This window comes from Neisseria animalis (assembly GCF_900636515.1).
Taxonomy (GTDB): domain Bacteria; phylum Pseudomonadota; class Gammaproteobacteria; order Burkholderiales; family Neisseriaceae; genus Neisseria; species Neisseria animalis.
The window spans coordinates 1,128,084-1,149,996 of record NZ_LR134287.1; the positions used below are offsets into that span (position 1 = coordinate 1,128,084).

16 protein-coding genes are annotated in these 21,913 nt (G+C 51.9%); 4 read left to right on the forward strand and 12 right to left on the reverse strand.

Features of this window, described 5'->3' with window-relative positions; translation table 11 throughout:
* Nucleotides 1-293: 293 nt before the first annotated feature.
* Entirely contained in the window at nucleotides 294-731 is a 438-nt protein-coding gene (locus tag EL111_RS05335) for a hypothetical protein (protein WP_123796000.1), read from the reverse strand.
* The gene (locus tag EL111_RS05340; protein WP_123796001.1) at nucleotides 724-2,031 is read right to left on the reverse strand and encodes a homoserine dehydrogenase; all 1,308 of its coding nucleotides are present in this window, start codon (nucleotides 2,029-2,031) and stop codon (nucleotides 724-726) included. The genes EL111_RS05335 and EL111_RS05340 overlap by 8 nt, the downstream gene beginning before the upstream one ends.
* A 215-nt stretch (nucleotides 2,032-2,246) precedes the next feature.
* Here EL111_RS05340 and EL111_RS05345 point away from each other — a divergent pair, with 215 nt between their 5' ends.
* Nucleotides 2,247-2,618 (forward strand): Mth938-like domain-containing protein, encoded by a 372-nt coding sequence (locus EL111_RS05345; protein WP_123796002.1) that lies wholly within the window; start codon nucleotides 2,247-2,249, stop codon nucleotides 2,616-2,618.
* Nucleotides 2,619-2,741: 123 nt separating this feature from the next.
* Complete coding sequence (cysG, locus tag EL111_RS05350; protein WP_123796003.1) at nucleotides 2,742-4,118, forward strand: siroheme synthase CysG; 1,377 nt, start codon at nucleotides 2,742-2,744, stop codon at nucleotides 4,116-4,118.
* 257 nt (nucleotides 4,119-4,375) lie between these two features.
* On the opposite strand, the gene EL111_RS05355 is transcribed toward cysG, so the two are convergent.
* The 6 genes from EL111_RS05355 to EL111_RS05380 all read right to left on the reverse strand — a co-directional run bounded on the left by EL111_RS05355 (nucleotide 4,376) and on the right by EL111_RS05380 (nucleotide 16,627).
* On the reverse strand, nucleotides 4,376-5,062 hold the full coding sequence (locus EL111_RS05355; RefSeq protein ID WP_123796004.1) for a 16S rRNA pseudouridine(516) synthase: 687 nt from the start codon (nucleotides 5,060-5,062) through the stop codon (nucleotides 4,376-4,378).
* A gap of 269 nt (nucleotides 5,063-5,331) precedes the next feature.
* Entirely contained in the window at nucleotides 5,332-5,808 is a 477-nt protein-coding gene (locus EL111_RS05360; RefSeq protein WP_123796005.1) for an NGO0322 family iron-responsive protein, read from the reverse strand.
* A gap of 938 nt (nucleotides 5,809-6,746) precedes the next feature.
* Complete coding sequence (locus tag EL111_RS05365) at nucleotides 6,747-9,224, reverse strand: glycogen/starch/alpha-glucan phosphorylase (RefSeq protein ID WP_415064960.1); 2,478 nt, start codon at nucleotides 9,222-9,224, stop codon at nucleotides 6,747-6,749.
* A gap of 213 nt (nucleotides 9,225-9,437) precedes the next feature.
* Nucleotides 9,438-11,435 (reverse strand): glycogen debranching protein GlgX, encoded by a 1,998-nt coding sequence (glgX, locus tag EL111_RS05370; protein ID WP_123796007.1) that lies wholly within the window; start codon nucleotides 11,433-11,435, stop codon nucleotides 9,438-9,440.
* A 114-nt stretch (nucleotides 11,436-11,549) separates the two neighbouring features.
* The gene (glgB, locus tag EL111_RS05375; protein WP_123796008.1) at nucleotides 11,550-15,908 is read right to left on the reverse strand and encodes a 1,4-alpha-glucan branching protein GlgB; all 4,359 of its coding nucleotides are present in this window, start codon (nucleotides 15,906-15,908) and stop codon (nucleotides 11,550-11,552) included.
* A gap of 239 nt (nucleotides 15,909-16,147) precedes the next feature.
* A complete protein-coding gene (locus EL111_RS05380) occupies nucleotides 16,148-16,627 on the reverse strand; it encodes an FKBP-type peptidyl-prolyl cis-trans isomerase (RefSeq protein ID WP_123796009.1) in 480 nt (159 codons plus the stop codon).
* Between the two features lie 493 nt (nucleotides 16,628-17,120).
* On the opposite strand from EL111_RS05380, the gene EL111_RS05385 reads away from it, so the two are divergent.
* Nucleotides 17,121-17,411 carry a hypothetical protein gene (locus EL111_RS05385; RefSeq protein WP_123796010.1) on the forward strand — a complete coding sequence of 97 codons (291 nt, stop codon included), beginning with the start codon at nucleotides 17,121-17,123 and terminating at the stop codon, nucleotides 17,409-17,411.
* 311 nt (nucleotides 17,412-17,722) lie between these two features.
* Entirely contained in the window at nucleotides 17,723-19,099 is a 1,377-nt protein-coding gene (locus tag EL111_RS05390; RefSeq protein ID WP_123796011.1) for an FAD-binding oxidoreductase, read from the forward strand.
* A 136-nt stretch (nucleotides 19,100-19,235) separates the two neighbouring features.
* Here the strand turns inward: EL111_RS05390 and EL111_RS05395 are convergent, their stop codons facing one another.
* The 4 genes from EL111_RS05395 to EL111_RS05410 form a co-directional block, all read right to left on the reverse strand.
* Complete coding sequence (locus EL111_RS05395) at nucleotides 19,236-20,354, reverse strand: porin (protein ID WP_123796012.1); 1,119 nt, start codon at nucleotides 20,352-20,354, stop codon at nucleotides 19,236-19,238.
* Between the two features lie 229 nt (nucleotides 20,355-20,583).
* Nucleotides 20,584-20,832 (reverse strand): hypothetical protein, encoded by a 249-nt coding sequence (locus EL111_RS05400; RefSeq protein WP_123796013.1) that lies wholly within the window; start codon nucleotides 20,830-20,832, stop codon nucleotides 20,584-20,586.
* Complete coding sequence (locus EL111_RS05405; protein ID WP_123796014.1) at nucleotides 20,810-21,229, reverse strand: phage holin family protein; 420 nt, start codon at nucleotides 21,227-21,229, stop codon at nucleotides 20,810-20,812. Before EL111_RS05405 ends, EL111_RS05400 begins: the two co-directional genes overlap by 23 nt.
* Nucleotides 21,230-21,338: 109 nt before the next feature.
* Entirely contained in the window at nucleotides 21,339-21,773 is a 435-nt protein-coding gene (locus EL111_RS05410; RefSeq protein WP_123796015.1) for an ElaB/YgaM/YqjD family protein, read from the reverse strand.
* Nucleotides 21,774-21,913 lie beyond the last annotated feature (140 nt).

Here is a 21,913-nt window from a genome sequence, read left to right on the forward strand (position 1 = left end):
TCAAAAAAAAGGGGCTTAACCAAGCTGCCGAAGCAGCAGGCCGACCGTTCCTTACAGTCTGCGGCTTTGCTGCCTTGTCTCATTCTGCGTTATCCGATTATAAAATTTTCTAAAGTCCAAGCAAGCGGGCGGGTGTCAAACCAGCCCCCGCAGCCGGTTTTCGTTTATTTTCTGTTTTTGTAAAGGTCTCGGGCGGATACGGCGGCATAATCAAGGCCGTCTGAAAAGATGCGGCAACCGGATGTCGGGATTTCCGCAGGTCATTTTCAGACGGCCTTGGTACGTTCGGACGTTTATTTCGCTTTCAAACCGGCAACACAGCGGCGGTCGCGATCTTCAAACGCTGCCGAACCGCCGAGCAAATCGACTTGCTCTTGCGCGCTGAGTTTGCCGAAGTTTTCAACCTGCTGATAGCTTAATTTTTCCAGCGGCTCGTCCCACATGCAGACGCAATAGTCGGCAATTACCTTGTTGCCTTGTCCTTCCAAGCCTTGCGCTTTCAAATCAGCCTGCCATTTTTCGGAAAACGGAATGTTTTTCACGCAGGAATCAATCACGCTTTGTTTGAATTCCGGCTTGGTCATGGCGCATTTCGACAGGAAGAAAAAGCTGATTAAAAGCGACATGACAATCCATGTCCAAATGCGGACGGTACGGATTTTGGCTTTGGCTTTTTTGGTTTTTGCGGCCTGCTCTTCCGGCGTTTGCGGGTTGGTTTGTCGGTCAGTCATGCAGGCTTTCCATCCGGATCATCACAATCGGTTTTTCCACGCATTCGAGCTCTTCGATGGCAAAGATGGCGGAAACGATGTTTTTTTCAACGGTACTGTGGGTGAGAATCACGATTTCGGCGGTGGTTTTGTCGATAACGCCTTTTTGGATGAGCGCTTCGATGGACACACCCTCGTGCGCCAGCAAATTCGCAATTTTACCCAAAGTTCCCGGCTCGTCTTTGGCTTGGACGCGCAGGTAGTAGCTGCTGGTGATTTCGCTCATCGGCAGGAGGTTTTGCTCGCGAACCTGTTCGGGTTGGAATGCCAGATGCGGTATGCGGTTGCTGCGTTCCGCGCCGATCAGGCGGGCGATGTCGATAATGTCGGCAACCACTGCGCTGGCAGTCGGCAATGCGCCCGCACCCGCACCGTAGTAAAGCGTTTCGCCGACCATATCGGCATTGACGCGGACGGCGTTCATCACACCGTTGACGTTTGCCAACAGACGGCTTTCCGGAATCAGGGTAGGATGCACGCGCAATTCGATGCCTTTGGCGGTTTTGCGGGTAATGCCCAACAATTTGATGCGGTAGCCCAATTCCTCCGCATATTGGATGTCGCGGCTGTCGAGTTTGCTGATGCCTTCCAGATAGCAGGCATTGAAATTAATCGGCGTACCGAATGCCAGCGCACTCATAATGGTGATTTTATGGCCGGCATCGTGGCCTTCGATGTCGAAGGTGGGATCGGCTTCGGCATAGCCCAGTGCCTGCGCTTCTTTCAAAACATCGGCAAACGCGCTGCCTTTTTCGCGCATTTCGGACAGGATGAAATTGCTGGTACCGTTGATGATGCCGGCGATGGATTTGATGTTGTTGGCCGCCAAGCCCTCGCGCAGGGCTTTGATAATCGGGATACCGCCCGCAACCGCCGCTTCAAACTGAACCATCACGTTTTTTTCTTCGGCCAGCCGGAAGATTTCGTTGCCGTATTCGGCCAAGAGTTTTTTGTTGGCGGTAACGATGTGTTTGCCGTGTCCGATGGCTGCCAACACGGCATCTTTGGCGGCGGTGGTGCCGCCGAACAGTTCGACGACGACATCAACGTCTTCACGAGCAACCAGCGTGAGCGGATCGCGCTCGAAAGCGGCATTCGGGCAGATTTGTTTGGCTTTTGCTTCTTCGCGGGCGCAGACGGCGGTAATCACAACGTCGCGACCCAAGCGGCGGCTGATTTCCGTTGCATTTTCCTGCAAAACGGCAGCGGTGCCGCCGCCGACGGTGCCGAGTCCTAAAATACCGATATTTACTGGCTTCATTGTGTCTCCTTGTCAGCCGTATTTTCTAATCAAACTGTTTTGCTGATGCGTTGCGGCGTTGGCCGGCGTGCAGGCGCGGATAACGCGGCGGGCATCTTATCCGCCTTTACCGTGTTTGTTGTCGGATAACTTGTCAAGCGGGCAAGTGGGTAGTAAAGTTTCCAATCCTACCTGAAATTACCTGTTTTTGCACCTTTTTTACGGATAGATTTGATATGTTGATTCAAGAAAATACTGCTGCCGGTGCCGATGAAGCGGCGGTTTACCGTCCGGGCCGCATTGAAATCGGCAGACAGCTTTATACGCAGGCCGTGGCTTTGTGTCATGGCAAAACCGTGAAGATTACGCAGCAGAAGCCGTCTGATTTGGTTGCTGCTGATTTTTTGCAGACGGCAGAAGGGCAGGAAAAACCGGAGCTGATTATTGTCGGCACGGGGGAAAAGCAGCAGTTTTTGCATCCGAAAGTCGCGGCGGACTTGGCGGCGCAAGGCATAGGTTTGGAATGCATGAATACGGCAGCCGCCTGCCGAACCCTGCTGCTGCTGAAAGGCGAAGGCCGCAGCGTGTGGGCTTGGCTCTGGCCTTGAAGGCCGTCTGCAAACGGCGGCAATATAACCAAATCGGCTAAAGTAAGCAAAAACCATTCTTTCCGCTTTTTGCAGACGGCATTTAAGATGGCGCTTATTCAGAATATCAAGTGAGAATACCTTATGAGCCATTATCCGATGTTTGCCAATCTGCGGGGGCGTGCCGTTTTGCTGGTTGGCGCGGGGCAGGTTGCCGAGCGTAAGGCTGCCGCACTTTTGCAGGTAGGAGCCGTGTTGCGCGTGGTGGCGGAAACGCTCAATCCGCAATTTCAAAGTTGGTCGGATTCGGGCAGGATTGAATGGCTCGGCGGTGTGTTTCGAGAAGATTGTTTGAACGGGGTTTTCTTGGCGGTTGCCGCAACGGATGACCGTGATTTGAACCAACGTGTTTTTCAAAGTGCCGAAGCGCGCGGGACGTTTTGCAATGTCGTCGATACGACTGATTTGTGTTCTTTTATCGTTCCTGCGGTGGTTGACCGCAGCCCGGTTCAAATCGCAGTTTCCAGCGGCGGCACTTCTCCGGTATTGGCGCGCAAATGGCGGCAGATTATCGAAATGCTGGTGCCGCTGCATACCGGAAAAATGGCGCAACTGGCAGGAAAATGGCGCGATCGTGTGAAAGAGGCAACCCGTAATGCCGAAGAGCGCCGCCATTTTTGGGAGAAGCTGTTTGACAGCCGATTCAGCTCATTGGCAGCGCAAGGCGATATGGCCGCTGCCGAGAGCGAATTGGCAGCGCAGTTGGCAGGCTATGCGCCGCATAAAGGCGAAGTGGTGCTGGTGGGCGCGGGGCCGGGAGATGCCGGATTGCTGACAGTACACGCTTTACAGGCGATACAGGCGGCAGATGTGGTGTTTTATGATGCGCTGGTATCAGACGAAATCATGGCAACGGTGCGTAAAGATGCTGAAAAAATCAGTGTGGGAAAACGCGCAGGCTGCCATCATGTCCAGCAGGAAGAAACCAACCGCCTGTTGGTGGAACACGCGCAGGCAGGCAGACGCGTGGTGCGTTTGAAAGGCGGCGATCCGTTTGTGTTCGGACGGGGCGGCGAAGAAGCGCAAGTATTGCGTCAGGCGGGCATTCCCTACCGTATCGTGCCGGGGGTAACGGCTGCGTTGGGGGCAACCGCTTATGCGGGTATTCCACTGACACACCGCGATTGCGCGCAAAGTGCGTTGTTTGTTACCGGACACAGCAAACACGATGGAGAGCAGCCGGACTGGCGGACGCTGGCTTTAAGCAATCAGACGCTGGTGGTGTACATGGGTACGCTGCGTGCTTCGGTGATTGCGGAGAAGCTGGTCGAATACGGCAGAAGCGCAGATACGCCGGTAGCAGTGATTTCCAACGGTACGCTGCCGAACCAGAGCGTGCAGACAGGCCGTCTGCAAAATTTGCCGGAACTTGCCGAAGATGCGCCTCGGCCGGCATTGATGGTGATTGGTGAAGTGGCGGCGCTGCGCGATGAATTAAAATGGTTTGGTGAGGCGGCATAAGGCCGTTTTGCCGGAAATACCGTTATTGACAATATGACCGCATTACACGGAATACGGCAAGGCAGTAAAGCGACAGGCTGTACGGATAATCGGCCTGCCGCTTGGCTGCCTTATTTCATTTTGTGTGAATCGTCTATAAAGACCAAAAGGCCGTCTGCAAAAACGCTCCGATAGGCAAATCGGTATTTTGCAGACGGCCTTTTGCTGTTTTTCGGCCAAATTGAGCAACCGGCGGCTTGAAAAGTTTGCGTGTTTTATCAGGAAATGTCGATAAACTTCCATTCACCGGCTGCAAGATTTTGCGTATCCCAATCGCCGAAACGGTCGCGGTGGAGGTGTTCCACGCGGTTTCCGGCAGCGGCCACCATACGCTTGACTTGATGGTATTTGCCTTCGGTAATCGTCATTAGCAGCGTGTGCGGGTTTTCCAAAACGGCTTCGGTGGCGCGGACGGTTTCATTGTCGTCGTGCAGCAATACGCCGTTTTTCAAGGTGTCGCACAGGCTTTGTTCGGCAGCGTGTTTCAGGGTTACGTGGTAGAGCTTGGCGACTTTGTGCTTGGGCGAGGTTACGCGGTGGTTGAACTGCCCGTCGTTGGTAATCAGCAAAACACCAGTGGTATCCGCATCCAAGCGGCCGACTGCCTGCATTTCAATGTTACGCATATGGTCGGGAAACAGGCTGAATACGCTGGGATAATGCTGCGGCTTGTGTGAGGTTTCGTAATCGGCAGGTTTGTTGAGCAGAATATAGAAATAGGGCATGGGAACGGCGACAACGGCTTCCCCGTCCACAACCAGCGAAGAGACTTCGGCAGGGTTGATGTCGTCTTTGGCGCGGTTGCGGATTTCGCCGTTGATTTCGATGCAGTCGTTGTCAATCAGCCATTGGCATTGCTTGCGGCTGCCGAAACCTTGTGCTTGGATATATTTGAGTAATTGCATATTGATGGAAAATGCGGTTTTGCAGACGGCCTATTGTACTGGAAACCATGAAATGCCGTCTGAAAATCTTAACGGGGTAGAATCAATCAGGTAAAAAACCGACGGTTTTGCGGTATGCGGTTTGTGCAGACGGCAAATATCGGATTTTGCCGACAACTGAAAAAAGGCAGCCGAAACAAGGCCGTCTGCATTTTGAATGGCGGAAAAGCATAAAAAAAATGCCCCTTGGGAAAGGGGCGCAAAAGGAACACAAACCACTACCAAAACTGTTACAAAGCAAATTCTCCCAACTTGTGACTCGCCGGATAAAGGGCTTTGAGCAAATCATGCGGAGACAGCGGAAAATCCTTATCTGCCGTTGTCAAACGGCCTTGTCGGGGCGTAAGCTCCAACAAATGGCTGTCGGCCGCTTGATGAAACTTTTCTTTGGCGCGCAGCATACGGCGTTGCAATGCCGAACTGATGCGCCGGTACAGATTGTCTTGCCGGTGAATCCGGCGGGTGTCGGCAATCCAGCTTAAACGGGTATGCGAAGTTTCATCTTCAATCAGCAAAATACCGGCTCGGGATAAATGTGCAGACGGCATATCAGGCAGCCAAACATAATAAAGCCCGTTTAAAGTAATATATACCGCATGATGTATTTCGCAATCCCTGCAACCTTGGGTCGCCAACAGTGAATGAAGCGTTTGCCGGTGCAGGCGGAGAATTTCCGGGGAAATTTGCTTGAAAATGTTTTCCGGCATGATTTCTCCTTTCTTTCCGTTGCGCTTGCTGCGTTTCGATGAATGGGATTATACAGACATTTTGATATATTGCAAATGATAATTGTTACTATTTTATATTAATTAGGTAAATATTTGTTTTCTATTGGAAAGTTTATTCGATTTGGTTTTGTGCGACAAAAGATTATCTGTTTTGACTTTAATCATGGTATCGTTCTTCAAGGGAAACCGGAAAAGCGATGAATCTCCCTATCGCAGCCTGCCCGAAAGGGGGCGTGTGCAGGTGTGCGGAGCCCTGCCTAGTTTCCTTTTCTTTATTTTCTTTTTCAGTTCTTCGGTTTTCATCACCCTGAAAGAGTCTAAGAATATCTCTTGTTTGCTTTCGAGATATTTTAAGGCAATCAAATACAAGCGTCCGTCAATTTCCCCAACCAACTCATAACTGTCTCTTCACCGGTTGTCGTCGGCAGCAAAATAAACAGGATTGGCAATCAAACCCGGAAGGCGGGCATACTCTTTGACTAAGTTGAATCGGCAGGGGAACAATATGATTGATGACGGAACATACGATATGGCTATTCCCGTAGGGGCTTTACTGTTTGCGGCTTTGTTTTATTGTGTGTGATTCAATAATATCGGCGGAATGTGGCCATATCGTTTGATAGGTGCTGCGGATATGGCGGAAAAGAAATGATATAGTCGAATAAAATAAGAATGAGACAAGGCAGCGAAGCCGCAGACAGTACACATAGTACGGCAAGGCAAAGCAACGCTGTATCATTCTTATTTTAAATGACTATAAAAAGAAATGATAAAAGGCGGGGATAAGTCGAAAAGCCGTCTGCAAAATGCTCTGATATGCAAATCGGGCATTTTGCAGACGGCTTTTAACGGTTGTCAAACCTTAGCGGATAAGGCGGATTACTCCGCTGGCTTATCCGCTGTGGAACTGCTTGCACTTAGTGGGTACGGGGCAGCTCCTGTTCGGTCAGCGGCTTGATGTACCAGATGTCGCGGCAGTAATCGGCAATCGAGCGGTCGGACGAGAAGAAGCCCATATTGGCGATGTTGATTAATGCGGATTGTCTCCACGCGGCTTGATCGGCGTAGTGGACATCGACTTTGGCTTGGGTATCGATGTAGCTGCGGAAATCTGCCATCAGTTGGTAGAAGTCGCCGTAAGGTTGCAGGACATCGCTGTAACGGCCGGGCTCTTCAGGTGAGAAGGTGCCTTGGCTGATTTGGTTGACAACGCGGCGCAGGTCGCTGTCGCGCTCCATGTAACCCAGCGGGTCGTAGCCGTTGCGGCGGATTTCTTCTACCTGCTCGACGGTGTTGCCGAAGATGTAGCAGTGTTCCGAACCGACTTTTTCGAGAATCTCGACATTCGCACCGTCCAACGTGCCGATACATATCGCGCCGTTTAGGGCGAATTTCATGTTGCTGGTACCTGATGCTTCCGTACCGGCCAATGAAATCTGCTCGTGCAAGTCTGCGGCAGGGATAATGATTTGGGCAAGGCTGACGCTGTAATTCGGAATGTACACGACTTTAATCAAATCGCGGATACGGGTGTCGTTATTGATGGTTTTGGCGACATCGTTAATCAGGCGGATGATTTTCTTCGCCATGTAGTAGGCGGAGGCGGCTTTGCCGGCGAAGATGAATACGCGCGGCTGCCAGTCGGCATTAGGGTTTTCCAGAATTTTGTTGTAACGGTCCACGATGTGCATCACGTTCAGTGCTTGGCGTTTGTATTCGTGGATACGTTTGATTTGTACGTCAAACAAGGCTTCGGTGTTGACTTTGATGCCCAGTTCGGTTTCGATGTATTTGGCCAAACGCTCTTTGGCGGTTTTTTTGACTTCGGCAAATTCGGCCTGTACTTTGGCATTGCCTGCCAGTTTGTTGAGTTTGGTCAGGTTGTCCAAATGCAGACGCCAGTCTTGTTCGCCCAAATGTTTGTCCAAGAAGCGGGTCAGGGCGGGGTTGGCAATGTTAATCCAGCGGCGCGGGGTAACGCCGTTGGTTACGTTGGTAAAACGTTCGGGGAAGATTTTGGCGAAGTCGGCAAAAATGGTGTTTACCATCAAATCGGAGTGGATTTTGGCCACGCCGTTGATTTTGTGCGAACCGATAACCGCCAGCCAGCCCATGCGGACGCGGCGGCCGTGGCTTTCGTCGATGATGGAAACGCGGCTGACAAATTCGTCGTCGAAATGCCCGATGGCGCGCAGGGCGTTCAGGAAATAAGCGTTGATTTCGTAGATGATGTCCAAGTGGCGCGGCAGCAGACGGCACATCAATTCGACAGGCCAAGTTTCCAAGGCTTCGCTCATCAGGGTGTGGTTGGTGTAGGAGAAGATTTTGCAACACATGTTCCACGCTTCGGTCCATGCCAAGCCTTCTTCATCAATCAGGATACGCATCAGCTCGGGAATGGCCAGCACGGGGTGGGTGTCGTTCAGGTGAATGGCGACTTCGTCCGCCAGCGTGCGGATATTCGGGAAGCGGCATTTGTGGCGTGCGATGATGTCTTGTACGGAAGCGGAGACGAGGAAATATTCCTGTTTCAGGCGCAGTTCTTTGCCGCTTTCGGTGGAGTCGTTCGGGTACAGTACGCGCGAGATGTTTTCGTCGCTGTTTTGGGCGCGGACGGCGGAATGGTAGTCGCCTTTGTTGAACTCGTCCAAGTTGAACAGGTTGCCGGCGTGCGCGGTCCACAGGCGTAGCGGATTGGCAACTTCGCCGCCGTAGCCGGGAATGATTTCATCATAAGCCCAAGCGGATACTTCTTCGTTGGGGTGCCATTCTTTTTTGTCCCCGATATTCAGTACGCTGCCGCCGAATTTGATGGAGTATTGTTTGTTCGGACGCGGAAACTGCCATGCCAAATCTTGATCGAGCCACAAATCGGGTTTCTCTACCTGCTGGCCGTCTGCAATTTCCTGCTTGAACATACCGTATTGGTAGCGGATGCCGTAGCCCATTGCAGGAATACGCAGGGTGGCGAGGGAGTCGAGGAAACAGGCAGCCAGACGGCCCAAGCCGCCGTTGCCCAAGCCGGGATCTTGTTCTTCTTCGCAGATGTCGGCAAATTCTTTGCCCAGTTGTTTGAAGGCTTCTTCAAATTCGGCATAGACACCTTCGTTAATCAGCGCGTTGACGAAGGCACGGCCGAGCAGGAATTCCATGGAGAGATAGTAAACCATGCGCTTGCCGTGGTTGATGTGGGCGCGGCGGGTTTTGAGGAAGTCTTCGGCAATCAGGTCGCGTGCCGCCAGCATGGCAGCGTTGAGCCATTGGTGTTCGGTTGCATCTTTGGGATCGACGCCTAAAATGAAAATCAGTTTGTAAACAATCGCCTTGCGAATGGTTTCAGCATCCGGCTTCGGCATAACATAATCGTAGCCGGAGATGGGTTGTTTCGGAGCCATGATAGCCTTTCTTGATTTGGAAATGACTTCGGTACGCGAAGTTTTTTGTTTGTTGAAGCGCTTCGGCCGTCTGTAAAATACAGCCGAAATTAAATAACTTGTTTAAGTATATTTTGTTTGTAAAACAATTACAACCGTATCTGTGGGTTTGTGGCCGAAAGTTGCCCGAGCGGTGGATTTTGCAGACGGCATGGTAAGGGGCAAGATGGATTTTTACGGTCGGGTATCGTGTTTTTGCAACACCCAGATGCCCATGTGTTCTACGCTAAACAGCCCGTTTTTCGTGTAATCAAACTTCTCGGAGGGAGTGCTGGCAAGCTGCCAATTCCCTTGGGGCAGTTTGAAGGATTGGGGTTGGCGTTTGGCGTTGACCAACAGCAGCCAACCGCCGCTGATTGCAACCTGCATGGCTTTACTGTGGCGGTTGTGCCAATCTTCTTCTGTCATTTCGCTGCCGAAGCTGTCCAGCCAGCGGACATCGTCTGCCTGCCACCAGCGGTTGAGGCCGATCAGCGGGATTTGCGCGCGCAGGTTGATTAGTTGTTGCGTATAGTTTTGCAAGGGGTGTTTTGCAGACGGCCAGTCCAGCCATGTTAAGGTGTTGTCTTGGCAATAGCCGTTGTTGTTGCCCTGTTGGCTGTTGCCGAATTCATCGCCACCGAGCAGCATGGGGGTGCCGGCGGATAAAAACAGCGAGGCGAGCAGTGCTTTGGCGGTATATTCGCGGGCGGTCAGGATTTCCGTATCGTCGGTTGCGCCTTCTGCACCGTGGTTGTAGCTGATGTTGTCGTTGTGTCCGTCGCGGTTGTGTTCGCCGTTGGCATGGTTGTGTTTTTCGTTGTAGCTGACCAAGTCGTTAAGGGTGAAACCATCGTGCGCGGTGATGAAGTTGACGGAGGCTGAAGGGGGCCTGCCGTTGTGTCCGAAGATGTCGGCAGAGCCGGAAAGCCTTTCGGCAAACGCGCCCAGATTGCCGCTTTCCCAAACCCAGAATGCACGCATATCGTCGCGGAAACGTCCGTTCCATTCGCTGAATGGGGCAGGGAAACTGCCGACGTGATAGCCGTCTGCACCGATGTCCCATGCTTCGGCAATCAGTTTGCATGAGGCAAGTTGGGGATCTTGATAAAGCAGGTTGAGGAAACGCCCGTGTGCTTGGAATTGGGGTTCGCGTCCGAGTATGGTGCCCAAATCGAAGCGGAAGCCGTCGATGTGGAAGGTTTCTGCCCAATAGCGCAGGCTGTCGGCCACCCAGCGGGCAACATCGCGCTGTGCGACATTAAGCGTGTTGCCGCAACCGGACCAGTTTTCGTAACGGCCGTCCTGCTGCGTCCAATACCATGAGGCATTATCGATGCCGCGCTGGCACAACATCGGCCCGTGTTCGTCCTGATCGGCGGTGTGGTTGTACACGACATCCAGAATGACTTCCAATCCTGCACGGTGTAAGGCTTTGACGGCTGTTTTCAGTTCTTCGTCGGCGTGCTCTGCCTGCGCGGCGTAATCAGGTTCGACGGCAAAGTGTGAGTAGGTGTTGTAACCCCAATAGTTTGACAAGCCGCTGTATTGTAAGTGGTATTCGTCCAGATGCTGATGCAGGGGCAGCAGTTCGACAGCGGTAATGCCGAGGTTTTTCAGGTAGGAGATAACGCGTTCGTCCGCCAATGCGCGGTAAGTGCCGGCGTGCTGTAAGTCGGGGAACTGTTTGGTCAGACCTTTGATGTGGGCTTCGTAGATAACGGTTTTGTGCCACGGCGTATTCGGGCGGCGGTCGTCTTCCCAATCGAATATGCTTGCGCCGACCACAATACTTTTGGGCGCAAGGGCTGCATTGTCCCTGCCGTCTGCAAAATGAAACCATGCCATTTCCTCAGGGGTGCGGTAGTGCGGTTTGCCGTCTATTTTTTTTGAGTAAGGGTCGATGAGCAGTTTTTGCGGATTGAAGCGGTTGCCGGGTTTGCCGTTATCGCCGTATACGCGGAAACCGTAGCGTTGTCCCGCTTTGACGCCGGGTACGAATCCGTGAAAGACCGAACCGCTGCGGGCCGGCATTTGCAGACGGCTTTCGTTTGCTCCGTCAAACAGGCACAGCTCTACTTTTTCGGCATGGTGGGAAAACAGGGTAAAGTTTGCACCGCGTTCCGTGAGCGTGGCGCCCATCGGGTAAGGGCTGCCGGTTTCGATGTACCATGTTAGGGCAGTCGTCATCATGTTTTGGCTTTCTTATCAGTATTGCCGTCTGCAAATGGTTTGAACCGCTGCTTCAGACGGCTTCTGAAACAGCGGTTATTCTGGATGGGCGGATACGCCCGACAATAACGGCAATCAGCGTGCTTTGTTGGCCGGAGTGATTTTGCCGGAGGCCGGTTTCGCCGGGGTTTCGGTTTTGACTTCGGCTTTGCTGTCGGCTTTTTTATACAGGTAAACGGTGGCCAGCGGTGGAATTTTTACGGCTAAGGATTGTGCTTTGCCGTGCGATTCGACGGCTTCGGTTTGGATAACCTTACCGGCCGATACGCCGCTGCCTTTGTACTGCTCTTGGTCGGAGTTCATGATTTCGGTATAAACGCCGGCTTCTTTTACGCCGAAACGGTAACTGTCGTGTACAACCGGTGTGAAGTTGCTGATGACAATGATGCTGTTTCCTTCGCGGTCGCGGCGTTCAAAGACGAAAATCGAATTGTTGCCGTCATCCGCAACCAACCACTCAAATCCTTCCTGCCATTGGTCGAGCTGGTACAGCGGCGCATTGTTTTTGTAGAGGTGGTTCAAGTCGCGCACATAATCCTGCATACCTTTGTGCCAGCCGCCTTCCTGCTCCAGCAGATGCCATTCCAAACCTTCTTGGAAGTTCCATTCGCGGCCTTGGGCAAATTCTGCACCCATGAACAGCAGTTTTTTGCCGGGGAAGCCGTACATAAAGCCGTAGTAGGCGCGCAGGTTGGCAAACTGCTGCCAGCAATCTCCCGGCATACGGCCTAACAGCGAGCGTTTGCCGTGTACCACTTCATCGTGCGACAACGGTAATACGAAGTTTTCGCTGTATTGGTACATCATGCCGAAAGTCATTTTGTTATGGTGGTATTTGCGGTTGATCGGATCTTCCTGCATATAACGCAGGGTGTCGTTCATCCAGCCCATATTCCATTTGAAATTGAAGTTCAGACCTTCGGCGCGGGTAACATTGGCAAACGAGGTGGATTCTTCGGCAATGGCGTTGACACCGTGTATTTCGTTTTTCAACATGGTGTTGGTATCGCGGAGGAAGGAAATGGCCTCCAGATTTTCATTGCCGCCGTATTGGTTGGGAATCCATTCGCCGTCTTTGCGCGAATAGTCGCGGTAAATCATCGAAGCTACGGCATCCACGCGGATACCATCGAAGCCGAAGCGTTCAATCCAGTACAGCGCGTTGCCTTGCAGGAAGTTTTTCACTTCGTTGCGGCCGAAATTGTAAATCAGCGTGTTCCAATCCTGATGATAGCCTTCGCGCGGGTCGGCGTGTTCGTACAATGCGGTGCCGTCGAATTTGTTCAGGCCGTGGTCGTCGGTCGGAAAATGGCCGACAACCCAGTCGAGAATAACGCTGATACCGGCTTCGTGCGCGGCATTAATCAGTGCTTTCAATTCTTCGGGAGAGCCGAAGCGGCTGGTTGGTGCGTACAGGCCGGTAGCCTGATAGCCCCAAGATCCGTCAAACGGATATTCGGATACCGGCAGCAGCTCGATATGGGTAAAGCCCATGTCTTTAACATACGATACCAGTTCGGTTGCCAACTGCTCGTAGGTAAGCCAGTAATTGTTTTCCGGATTGCGTTTCCAAGAGCCGAGGTGTACTTCGTAAATGCTGATGGGGGCATCGACGGCATTGGCGCGTTCGCGGAATGCGGGGGCTTCTGCTTTCTCGGGCAAACCCCGCACCACTGAGGCAGTTGTCGGGCGCAGTTCCGCACCGAAGGCATACGGGTCGGATTTGGTTCGAAGCTTGCCGTTGGCATCCAGTATTTCAAATTTGTACAACGCGTTCAGTTTGACGTCCGGCACAAACATTTCCCAAATACCGGTATCGCGGTGGAAGCGCATCACATGGCGGCGGCCGTCCCAATGGTTAAATTCGCCGACAACCGATACGCGCTGTGCATTGGGTGCCCATACGGCAAAACGTACGCCTTTGACACCGTCTGATTCGGTAAAGTGTGCGCCGAAAGTTTCGTAAGGACGCAGGTGTTTGCCTTCTCCCAGCAGCCACGAATCCATATCCTGCAACGAGCTGCCGAAGCGGTAAGGGTCTTCTTCGCGAACCGGAGCAGAGTCGGCATGGTATTTGACGTTCAGTGCGTAGTCGGGCGCATGTTCAGGCAACATGGCGACAAAGAAACCGCGTTCGTCGATTTTTGCAGACGGCATGATGGTTTCGCCGGTCTTGCGGTTGACAATATCGACGCAGAAGGCATCGGGAATCAGTACGCGCACAACCTCACCGCCCTCGGCCATGCGGTGTCTGCCGAGATAGGCGAATAAATCGTTGTGGGCGGCAGCAAACAGGCGGTCGATGGTGGCACGCTCTTTCATATCGATTTCGTGATATGGTTCGGCAGTACTGTTTCTATTCATGCGAATCTCCTCAATCAGCGCAAGTTGTTCGTCCATCAGGCGGTTGTCGGGAAAACTTTCCAGCGTTTGCGGCATTTTGCACGCCCAGTTCGGATAGCCGTCTGCAACGCCGGGTACGTTCAGATTATCATGCATACCCAACAGATTTTCCAGTTGGACGGCATAAAGTTTGCTGTTGCTTGATGCGCCGTAACGGTGCAGAGCGGTAAGCAGTTCGTTGTTCATTTCGGACGGCATGGCAAAATCCTGCGGCAGGCAGCCAGTTTGTCGGAGCGTATCCAACCATTTGGCCTTGTCTTGTTCGCGCTGTGCCAAGGCCGTCTGCAAAACGTCGTTGCCGGCAAGGGTGCCCAAACGGTGCATGATTTTCAAATCGCTCCCCGGCCAGTAACCCGATAAAGGGGCGACATCGTGGGTACTGGTTACGGTAATAGATTGTGCCGGATATTGGTCAGGCAGCTCGAAGCCGTTTTCGTTTTTGCTGAAATACAAAACTTTATAAGAAAATATCTGATAGCGGTTCAGCAGGTGGCGCGCTTCGTCGGGAACGGTGCCCAAATCTTCTCCGATAACGACACAGCGGTTGCGGCGGCTTTCCAAAGCGATGATGGCAAACAGGGCTTCGGCGTGATAATGGACATAGGCGCCGTTGTCTGCGGTTTGGCTGCCGACTATCCACCAAAGGCGGCAGAGCGCCATGACATGATCGATACGCAAAATGCCGTATTGGCGCATATTGGCGCGTATCAGCCGGATAAACGGTTCATAGCCGCTGCGTTCCAGTGCCGTGGGGTTAAGGGGCGGCAGATTCCAGTTTTGTCCGGACGGGCCGAGCGGATCGGGCGGTGCGCCGACTGACATATCCATGCAGTAGCCGCTGCGGTTGAGCCATGTATCCGCACTGCCGCGTGCCGCGCCGACTGCCAAATCTCCGTAGATACCCAGCGATACGCCGTGTCGGGCGGCGGCTTGTTTGACGGTTTCGAGCTGCTTGGCGCATAACCATTGCAGCCACATATAAAAGCGGATTTCGTGTGCGTGGGTTTGGGCGAAGTTTTTTACGGCTTCGCTGTCAGGCTGCTGAAATTCAAACGGCCATGCCGTCCAGCCATAGACACCGGGACGGCTGTAATATTGGTCCAGTGCTTCAAACAAGCCGTAGCCGGATAAATTGCCGGAATGTTCGGCAACAAAACGGACAAATTCGGCACGCTCTTGAGCGGCTTCTTCGCACTGTTCGCCGGCAAACTCGGCAAAGGCAAGTTGCAGCGCATCGCGTTTGAATGCCCATACTGCCGTATAGGCAACAGTTTCGGGAATGCGAAGCGCGGCAATGCGTTGCTGTACTTTTCGGCTTTCCAGCCAGCTTTTGGCGCGTTCGCTGTAACGGAACACGCCGATGGCGGCAACATCGAGATAAATCGGATTGAGCCATTCGCGTGAAGAAGGACTGTACGGGCTGGCCAGAGCCGGTTGTGCGGTAAACAGGGCGTGCAGGGGGTTGATGCCGATAAAGTCCAGTTTTCGGCTGCCTGCATATGCCATCAGATTGGCCAAGTCGGTAAAGTCGCCGATACCCCAGTTGCGTTCGGAACGGAGGCTGTAAAGTTGGACGGTCATGCCGTTCATGCGGCGGCCGTTTGACAGGGTACGGGGTTGATATGCGGTATTGGGGGCGACAATCAGGCGGACGCGGCACAGACCATCGCTGCCGTTTGCCGTCAGGGTGTAGTAGCCGGCATCCAGAGGGGGTAATGCTGCCCAACAGCCGCCTTGTTCGTCCGGATAAACGGTAATGCGGTGTCGTTCTGCTCCGTTTTCGTCGGATAATTCCGCCTCTGAAGCTCCTTTTAAAGCAGGAATGTTGACGGAGCTTTCCTGCTGCTCGCGGGCAACGGCAACCGATGCAAACATGCCGTCTGCAAATTCATCGGAAAGTGCTGATAAAACCGCTTGCAGAACCTCCGGTTTGGAACGGTGATAGATACCGTCGATATCGTGAAAGCCCAAAGCGATGCCTGCCTGTTCGGCCTGTTGCTCCAAAGAAACGTGTTCGGATGGTCCGTTCATGGGAAATTGCCTGTGTGTTTCCGTTTGTGTGGAAAGTCTGACGGGATAATAATAGGGGTATCAAATAAGTGCTGAAACCGTTTGCAGACGGCATAGTGCACGACGGTAATGTGCAAAGTCACAAAACGCAGCAAGTTATCCGGATTGTGGGATTTGTTTCATGCTTTATTGGCGGCACGCATTCACAAAAGCCGTCTGAAAATACGCCAAGCGGATTTTCAGACGGCTTGTTGTCAAATTTAGTGGTGGTGTCCGTGCGGGCCGTGCACATGGCCGTGGGCGATTTCTTCGGCAGAAGCATCGCGTACTGCGGCTACGGTAGCTTTAAACAGAATTTTCATGCCGGCAAGCGGGTGGTTTCCGTCTACAACCGCTTTGCCGTCTGCAACATCGGTTACACGGTAGATGATGACTTCTCCGGTTTCGGGGTCGTCTGCCTCAAACATCATGCCTGCTTCAACTTCCACAGGGAATACGCCGACATCTTCGATACGCACCAATTCGGGATCTTGTTCGCCGAACGCATCATCGGGAGACATCGCTACTTCTACGGTGTCGCCGATTTCTTTGCCGTGCAGGGCTTCTTCTACCAGCGGGAAAATGCCGTCGTAGCCGCCGTGGAGGTATTCGATGGGCGTTTCGGTTTTATCCAGCAGTTGGTTGTTGGCATCGAACATTTCATAATGCAGCGATACAACAGAGTTTTTAGCAATGGCCATATTTTGTCCTTTGAGAAAGGGAAACTTGAAAACATCTGTATTCTACCACAGCAAGGCTTTGCCTCGCGTTTTATCTTGACGGCATTAGAAAAGCAGCAGTCAGTTTGTTAAATAAGGTTAAATTTTGGCGTTTTGTTGTTTTTTTACAACCTTAATCAAGGCGGATTTTATTAAATAACAAGCGGTGTTGTCAGCTTTGAATACGGTTTCTTTACAAAAGTTTAAAATATTAACTGTTTGAAATATATTGGATTTGTCTGAATTTTTTAGGGAGGTCGGTAGGGTTTTGGTGTTTTGTGCCGAAAGCCGGTCAAATTTCCGATGGAGATAATTCTATATAAGTAATTGATTTTTTCTTACTCCGGCAACAGATGTCGTTGCATCTGCCTATCCACTAAGGCATAATAGCGAAAATTCAGCAATGAATTTTCTACTGTAGAGGCCGTTTACGGCCATTTTTTAGTTATTTAAATCGATTTAAAGGTATCATAAAATGAAAAAATCTCTGTTGGCTGCTGCTTTGTTGTCTCTGACTCTGGCCGCTTGTGGCGATGCTGAAAAAGCTCAAGAAGCTGCTGCTTCTGCCGCTTCTGCTGCTACCGAAGCCGCTGCTTCTGCTGTTGAAATGACTACTGAAGCTGCTGAAGCTGCTGCTTCTGCTGCAGAAGGTGCTGTTGAAGCCGCTGCTTCTTCTGTTGAAGCTGCTGCTACCGAAGCTGCCAGCGCTGCTGCTTCTGCTGTTGAAGCCGTTACTGAAGAAGCTGCTTCTGAAGCTGCAAAATAATATTCCAAACGGAATAGCAGAAAGCAGGATACAAAACGTATCCTGCTTTTTATTTTTGCAGACGGCCTTTTGCTGATACGGCAAAATATCTTGCCGGTGTGCAGATTTGGTCGGCATAAGAAACGAATGCCGTCTGCAAAATCAAGGCGGTCGGCATTGCGGCAGGGGCTGCATGATGTCCGGTTTGCCGTTTGGTTTCGTTTTATTGCGTTTCCTTTATATGCCTGATGTGCGTATTATTTTAAAATTGATGAGATTTTGTCGGTTGCTGCCCTGCGCCGTTTTCCCTGATTTTACTGATCCGGTTTGCCATGAATGCTGATTTATCCGCCCAATTTGCTGCTTTTCTAGATAACGATGAAGTTGTTGCAGCAACGCCTGATTTGCTTATCGACCAGCGGCGGCGTTTTACCGCTGCGCCCGATGTCGTATTGAAACCTAAGACCGTCGATAGCGTGCAGCGCATCATGCGGTATTGTTTTGAACGGAAAATTTCCGTGACCCCGCAAGGCGGCAATACGGGTTTGTGCGGCGCGGCGGTCGCGCAGGGCGGCGTGCTGTTGAATCTGTCCCGCCTTAACCGTTTGCGGGAGATTAATCTTGCGGATAACAGTATTACGGTTGAAGCCGGTATGGTGTTGCAGCAGGTTCAGGAGGAAGCTGCGAAAGCAGGAAGGTTGTTTCCGCTGAGTTTGGCCAGTGAGGGATCTTGCCAAATCGGTGGCAATATTGCCTGCAATGCCGGCGGATTGAATGTGTTGCGCTACGGCACGACACGGGACTTGGTGCTGGGGCTGGAAGTGGTGCTGCCTGATGGTGAATTGGTGTCACACCTGCAGCCTTTGCATAAAAATACGACCGGTTATGATGTGCGCCATTTGTTTATTGGCAGCGAGGGTACGCTCGGTGTGATAACGGCGGCTACATTGAAGCTGTTTGCCCAACCGAAAAGTACGGCAACGGCATGGGTAGGACTGCCTGACATCGATTCGGCGGTCGGTTTGCTGAGTTTGGTTCAGGGACATTTTGCCGAACGCTTGGAAAGTTTTGAGCTGGTCAGCCGTTTTGCATTGGAGCTTTCTGCCGGTTACAGTAGCCTGCCAAAACCGGTAGACGCGGAATGGCATATTTTGATGGAGTTGACCGACTCTCTGCCTAATGACAGCTTGCCGGACTATCTTGCCGAGTTTTTATACCAACATGGTTTTGAAAACAGCGTATTGGCGCAGTCAGAGCAGGAGCGCCGCGATTTATGGCAGTTGCGTGAAAATATTTCTGCATCGCAACGCAGTTTGGGGACAAGCATCAAGCATGATATTGCCGTACCGATTGCGGAGGTTGCCGGATTTGTGCGGGAGTGCGAACCTGCTTTGCAAGCGGCATTTCCCGAAATACGCGTGGTCTGTTTCGGGCATCTGGGCGACGGCAGTCTGCATTACAATACTTTCCTGCCTGATGTGATGAGCAATGAAGTATATGAGTATGAAGACAGAATCAATACCATTGTTTACGAACATATTTTAAGCCACAAAGGTACGATAGCGGCGGAACACGGTATCGGAACCATTAAAAAACATTGGATTCCGCGTGTGCGTACTGCTGCCGAAATCGCCTTGATGCGGGCAGTTAAGGCGCAGCTCGATCCGCATAATATTATGAATCCGGGTAAATTGTTGCCCGATGCGTAACCGTTCGGGTATTCAATAGGTTCATTATCATCATTTGAATGGAAAAAGCCGTCTGCAAAATGACGTATCGCAAAGAAAACATGGGGCGATACGGTTTTGCAGACGGCTTGTTTGCCGTTAAGCAGGCGGAAACGGATTAAAAGCGGTGATGCAGCCCTAATGATGCGGCGGTCTGCTCGATTTTTCCTTTATGGGTACGGTTGGCAGCATCGGTGTAGAGCAGGGTGTTGCCGCCGACACGCAAATAGGCAAGCTGCCCGCGCAGGGAGGTACGTTTGCTCAAGCGGTAATCGCCGCCGACAATAAGCTGATCGAATTTGTCCACCAACGTTTTACCGCTGTGCATGCCTTTAGCCGCCCGGCCGTGGGCATAGGAAATGCGCGGACGGAAATTGCCGGAGTTGTAACCTGCGGTCAGCGCGGCATCAAAGGACTCAACCGCTTCGTTTTTACGGCTGTCGGCTGTTATGTCATGATGGTTGTAGCGGTTGAAGCCGTCTGTAAAATAGCCTAAATAGGTATTGGCGTTTTCATTGGCGCGGGAGTAGGAAAGTCCCAATCCTAAGAATACTTTATCAGCATGGTAGGCGGTTTCCAAACGGGCCACTTGACCGTCTTCACTGCCGACGCGGTTTTTCCGCAGGGTATAGGCAAGTTTGGCATAATGATTCGGACGGGTATAGGTCAAGCCGGCGGTGTATTGGTCGCGGCCGGCTTTTTCATGGGTGTATCGGTCGGTCGGATTTTGGTTGTCGCGCGGGGCATATTGTAAATCGGCATGAATACCGGCAAATTTAGGACTTTCGTAGCGTACCGATATGCTGCGGGAACCGCCACGGTAGGCACTCAAACCCAATTCGGCGGCACTCGGCGTACCCATCCACGGGTTGAAACCGTCCATTTCATGCAAAATATTATTGAGATTGCCGGCGCGCAAGGTGCCGAATTTGCCCTGCAGACCGATAAACGAATCACGCGTTCCCCAGCCTTGTCGGTCGCCCAAGACGGAAACACGCTGCTCAAGCTGCCAAATCAGTTTCGTGTCGCCGCCAAGCGTTTCGCTGCCTTTAACGCCGATACGCGAAGTATTGTCGTTGATACGGGTTGCGGCCGCGCTTTTTGCCATGCCGTCTGTACTTTTGATTTTTACCTGTGAGGCAGAAATACTGCTTTTGATTTGCCCGTACAGGGTTGTGTCCGCTGCGGCTGCCAAAGGCAGACAGGCCAGCGCCATCGCAATGATGGTTTTTTTCATGGTAAATGTCCTTATTGAAAAATGAAAAAGCCCAAAGACACCGGCGCAATGACGGTGGCTCGGGCAGGGCGATAATATAGTCATTTAAAATAAGAATGATACAGCGTTGCTTTGCCTTGCCGTACTATGTGTACTGTCTGCGGCTTCGCTGCCTTGTCTCATTCTTATTTTATTCGACTATAATCAAATTCCAATTTAAAGACAAATATTTTTTTAGTGATAAAGGTTATTATTTTTTATTTTTCAAGTAAAGCCGTATCAGTTGCCAAAACAGCGGCAGCAGCAGCGAGGCAGGTGTGCGGCGTTTGGTACGATGGCGGCGTTTTAGGGCAAAGGAGAGCAGTTCGGTAGGCAAATTATTGTACGGCCGGTGCAGTTTGGAGTGCCGGTAACGGGTGTGGGCGGCGGTAATGTGCAGGCGCGCCAGTTTGATTTCCAATTCGAGCAGTTCGCGCTCATTGTTGCGTTGTGCGGACATTTGATTTTCCTTCGGTGTTGTCGGCTGTTTTGCCACGCAGACAGGCAATGTCGGTTTGAATGTCGCGTAAGGTGGCGGCGATGCGGTTGTTTTGCTTGCGCCACAGGCTCGACGCACGATAGAGCAATAAGAAAATAATGAGCAGTGCGGCTGCGGCAATGCTGAAAAATGTCCAGATTGCTGCGGTTTCGCTCAGAAGGCGGTTGAGACCGAAAAACAGGCTGATGAGTGCGGCCAGCAGCAATACGGACGATACGGCCAATGCGATGAGTATGCGGAAAATATTGGCGGCTTGGTCGGCTAAATCCAGATTGAGTATCTGCATTCTCAGCAGTAATAAATTGATGCCTTGACTGAGCAGCGTTTGGGCATGGTCGATTTTTTCACGAATGTTCATAAAGTATCGGTTGTGATGGTTGTCTGGATAAAAGCCGTCTGAAAAGTGCGTTTCAGACGGCATAAAGGCATCGCATTTGATGAGGAGGGTGAAAGCCGTTGTTGTTGGTTTAGCGGCGGTTCAGCAGAATGCCGACAATTAAGCCGGCTAATGCGGCCAAGCCGATGGCATGGTAGGGTTTCTCCCGTACTGCTTGATCGGCGCGGCAGCTTTGTTCCCGAATATGGCGGTCGGCTTCTTGTTTGAACTCGGCAAATTGTTTTTTTCCGGCTTGCCAGTATGCATCTGCTTGTTCTTCCAAGTCTTCATAATGGCGGCGTGCCTGCTCGGTGAGGTGCTGCTGTTTGGCGCGGATGTCGCTTTCAAATTGCGACAGTCGTTCTTTTGCGGCATCGAGTTTTTGCTGCAAATCGGCTTTAACCTGCTCCGCTTGTTCCGAACCGGCTTCGCTGCTGCGGCTGTATAGTTCTTCGATATCGTCCATCACGGCACGGATGTCTTTCAGCAGTGCTTCACGGCGTGCGTCAAAGTGGTGTTTGCCCATGATTTTCTCCTTATGGTTGGCGGATGGGTAAAAGCTCCGGCAGGAAAGCGATAAATGCTGTGGCTTGTTTCGACAGAATTTTTCGAAAGCTGCCGTATATTTCGACTATAAGTAATTTGATGTTGTGCGGACAAGCGTTC

Bases quoted from the DNA above. Each gene is read 5' to 3' on its own strand.
- EL111_RS05385 (WP_123796010.1), top strand. From the start codon at position 17,121: ATGAAAAAATCTCTGTTGGCTGCTGCTTTGTTGTCTCTGACTCTGGCC.
- EL111_RS05410 (WP_123796015.1), bottom strand. From the start codon at position 21,773: ATGGGCAAACACCACTTTGACGCACGCCGTGAAGCACTGCTGAAAGAC.
- EL111_RS05340 (WP_123796001.1), bottom strand. From the start codon at position 2,031: ATGAAGCCAGTAAATATCGGTATTTTAGGACTCGGCACCGTCGGCGGC.
- EL111_RS05335 (WP_123796000.1), bottom strand. From the start codon at position 731: ATGACTGACCGACAAACCAACCCGCAAACGCCGGAAGAGCAGGCCGCA.
- EL111_RS05355 (WP_123796004.1), bottom strand. From the start codon at position 5,062: ATGCAATTACTCAAATATATCCAAGCACAAGGTTTCGGCAGCCGCAAG.
- EL111_RS05365 (WP_415064960.1), bottom strand. From the start codon at position 9,224: ATGGCTCCGAAACAACCCATCTCCGGCTACGATTATGTTATGCCGAAG.
- EL111_RS05345 (WP_123796002.1), top strand. From the start codon at position 2,247: ATGTTGATTCAAGAAAATACTGCTGCCGGTGCCGATGAAGCGGCGGTT.
- EL111_RS05395 (WP_123796012.1), bottom strand. From the start codon at position 20,354: ATGAAAAAAACCATCATTGCGATGGCGCTGGCCTGTCTGCCTTTGGCA.
- EL111_RS05390 (WP_123796011.1), top strand. From the start codon at position 17,723: ATGAATGCTGATTTATCCGCCCAATTTGCTGCTTTTCTAGATAACGAT.
- EL111_RS05360 (WP_123796005.1), bottom strand. From the start codon at position 5,808: ATGCCGGAAAACATTTTCAAGCAAATTTCCCCGGAAATTCTCCGCCTG.
- glgB (WP_123796008.1), bottom strand. From the start codon at position 15,908: ATGAACGGACCATCCGAACACGTTTCTTTGGAGCAACAGGCCGAACAG.
- EL111_RS05405 (WP_123796014.1), bottom strand. From the start codon at position 21,229: ATGAACATTCGTGAAAAAATCGACCATGCCCAAACGCTGCTCAGTCAA.
- EL111_RS05380 (WP_123796009.1), bottom strand. From the start codon at position 16,627: ATGGCCATTGCTAAAAACTCTGTTGTATCGCTGCATTATGAAATGTTC.
- EL111_RS05400 (WP_123796013.1), bottom strand. From the start codon at position 20,832: ATGTCCGCACAACGCAACAATGAGCGCGAACTGCTCGAATTGGAAATC.
- cysG (WP_123796003.1), top strand. From the start codon at position 2,742: ATGAGCCATTATCCGATGTTTGCCAATCTGCGGGGGCGTGCCGTTTTG.
- glgX (WP_123796007.1), bottom strand. From the start codon at position 11,435: ATGATGACGACTGCCCTAACATGGTACATCGAAACCGGCAGCCCTTAC.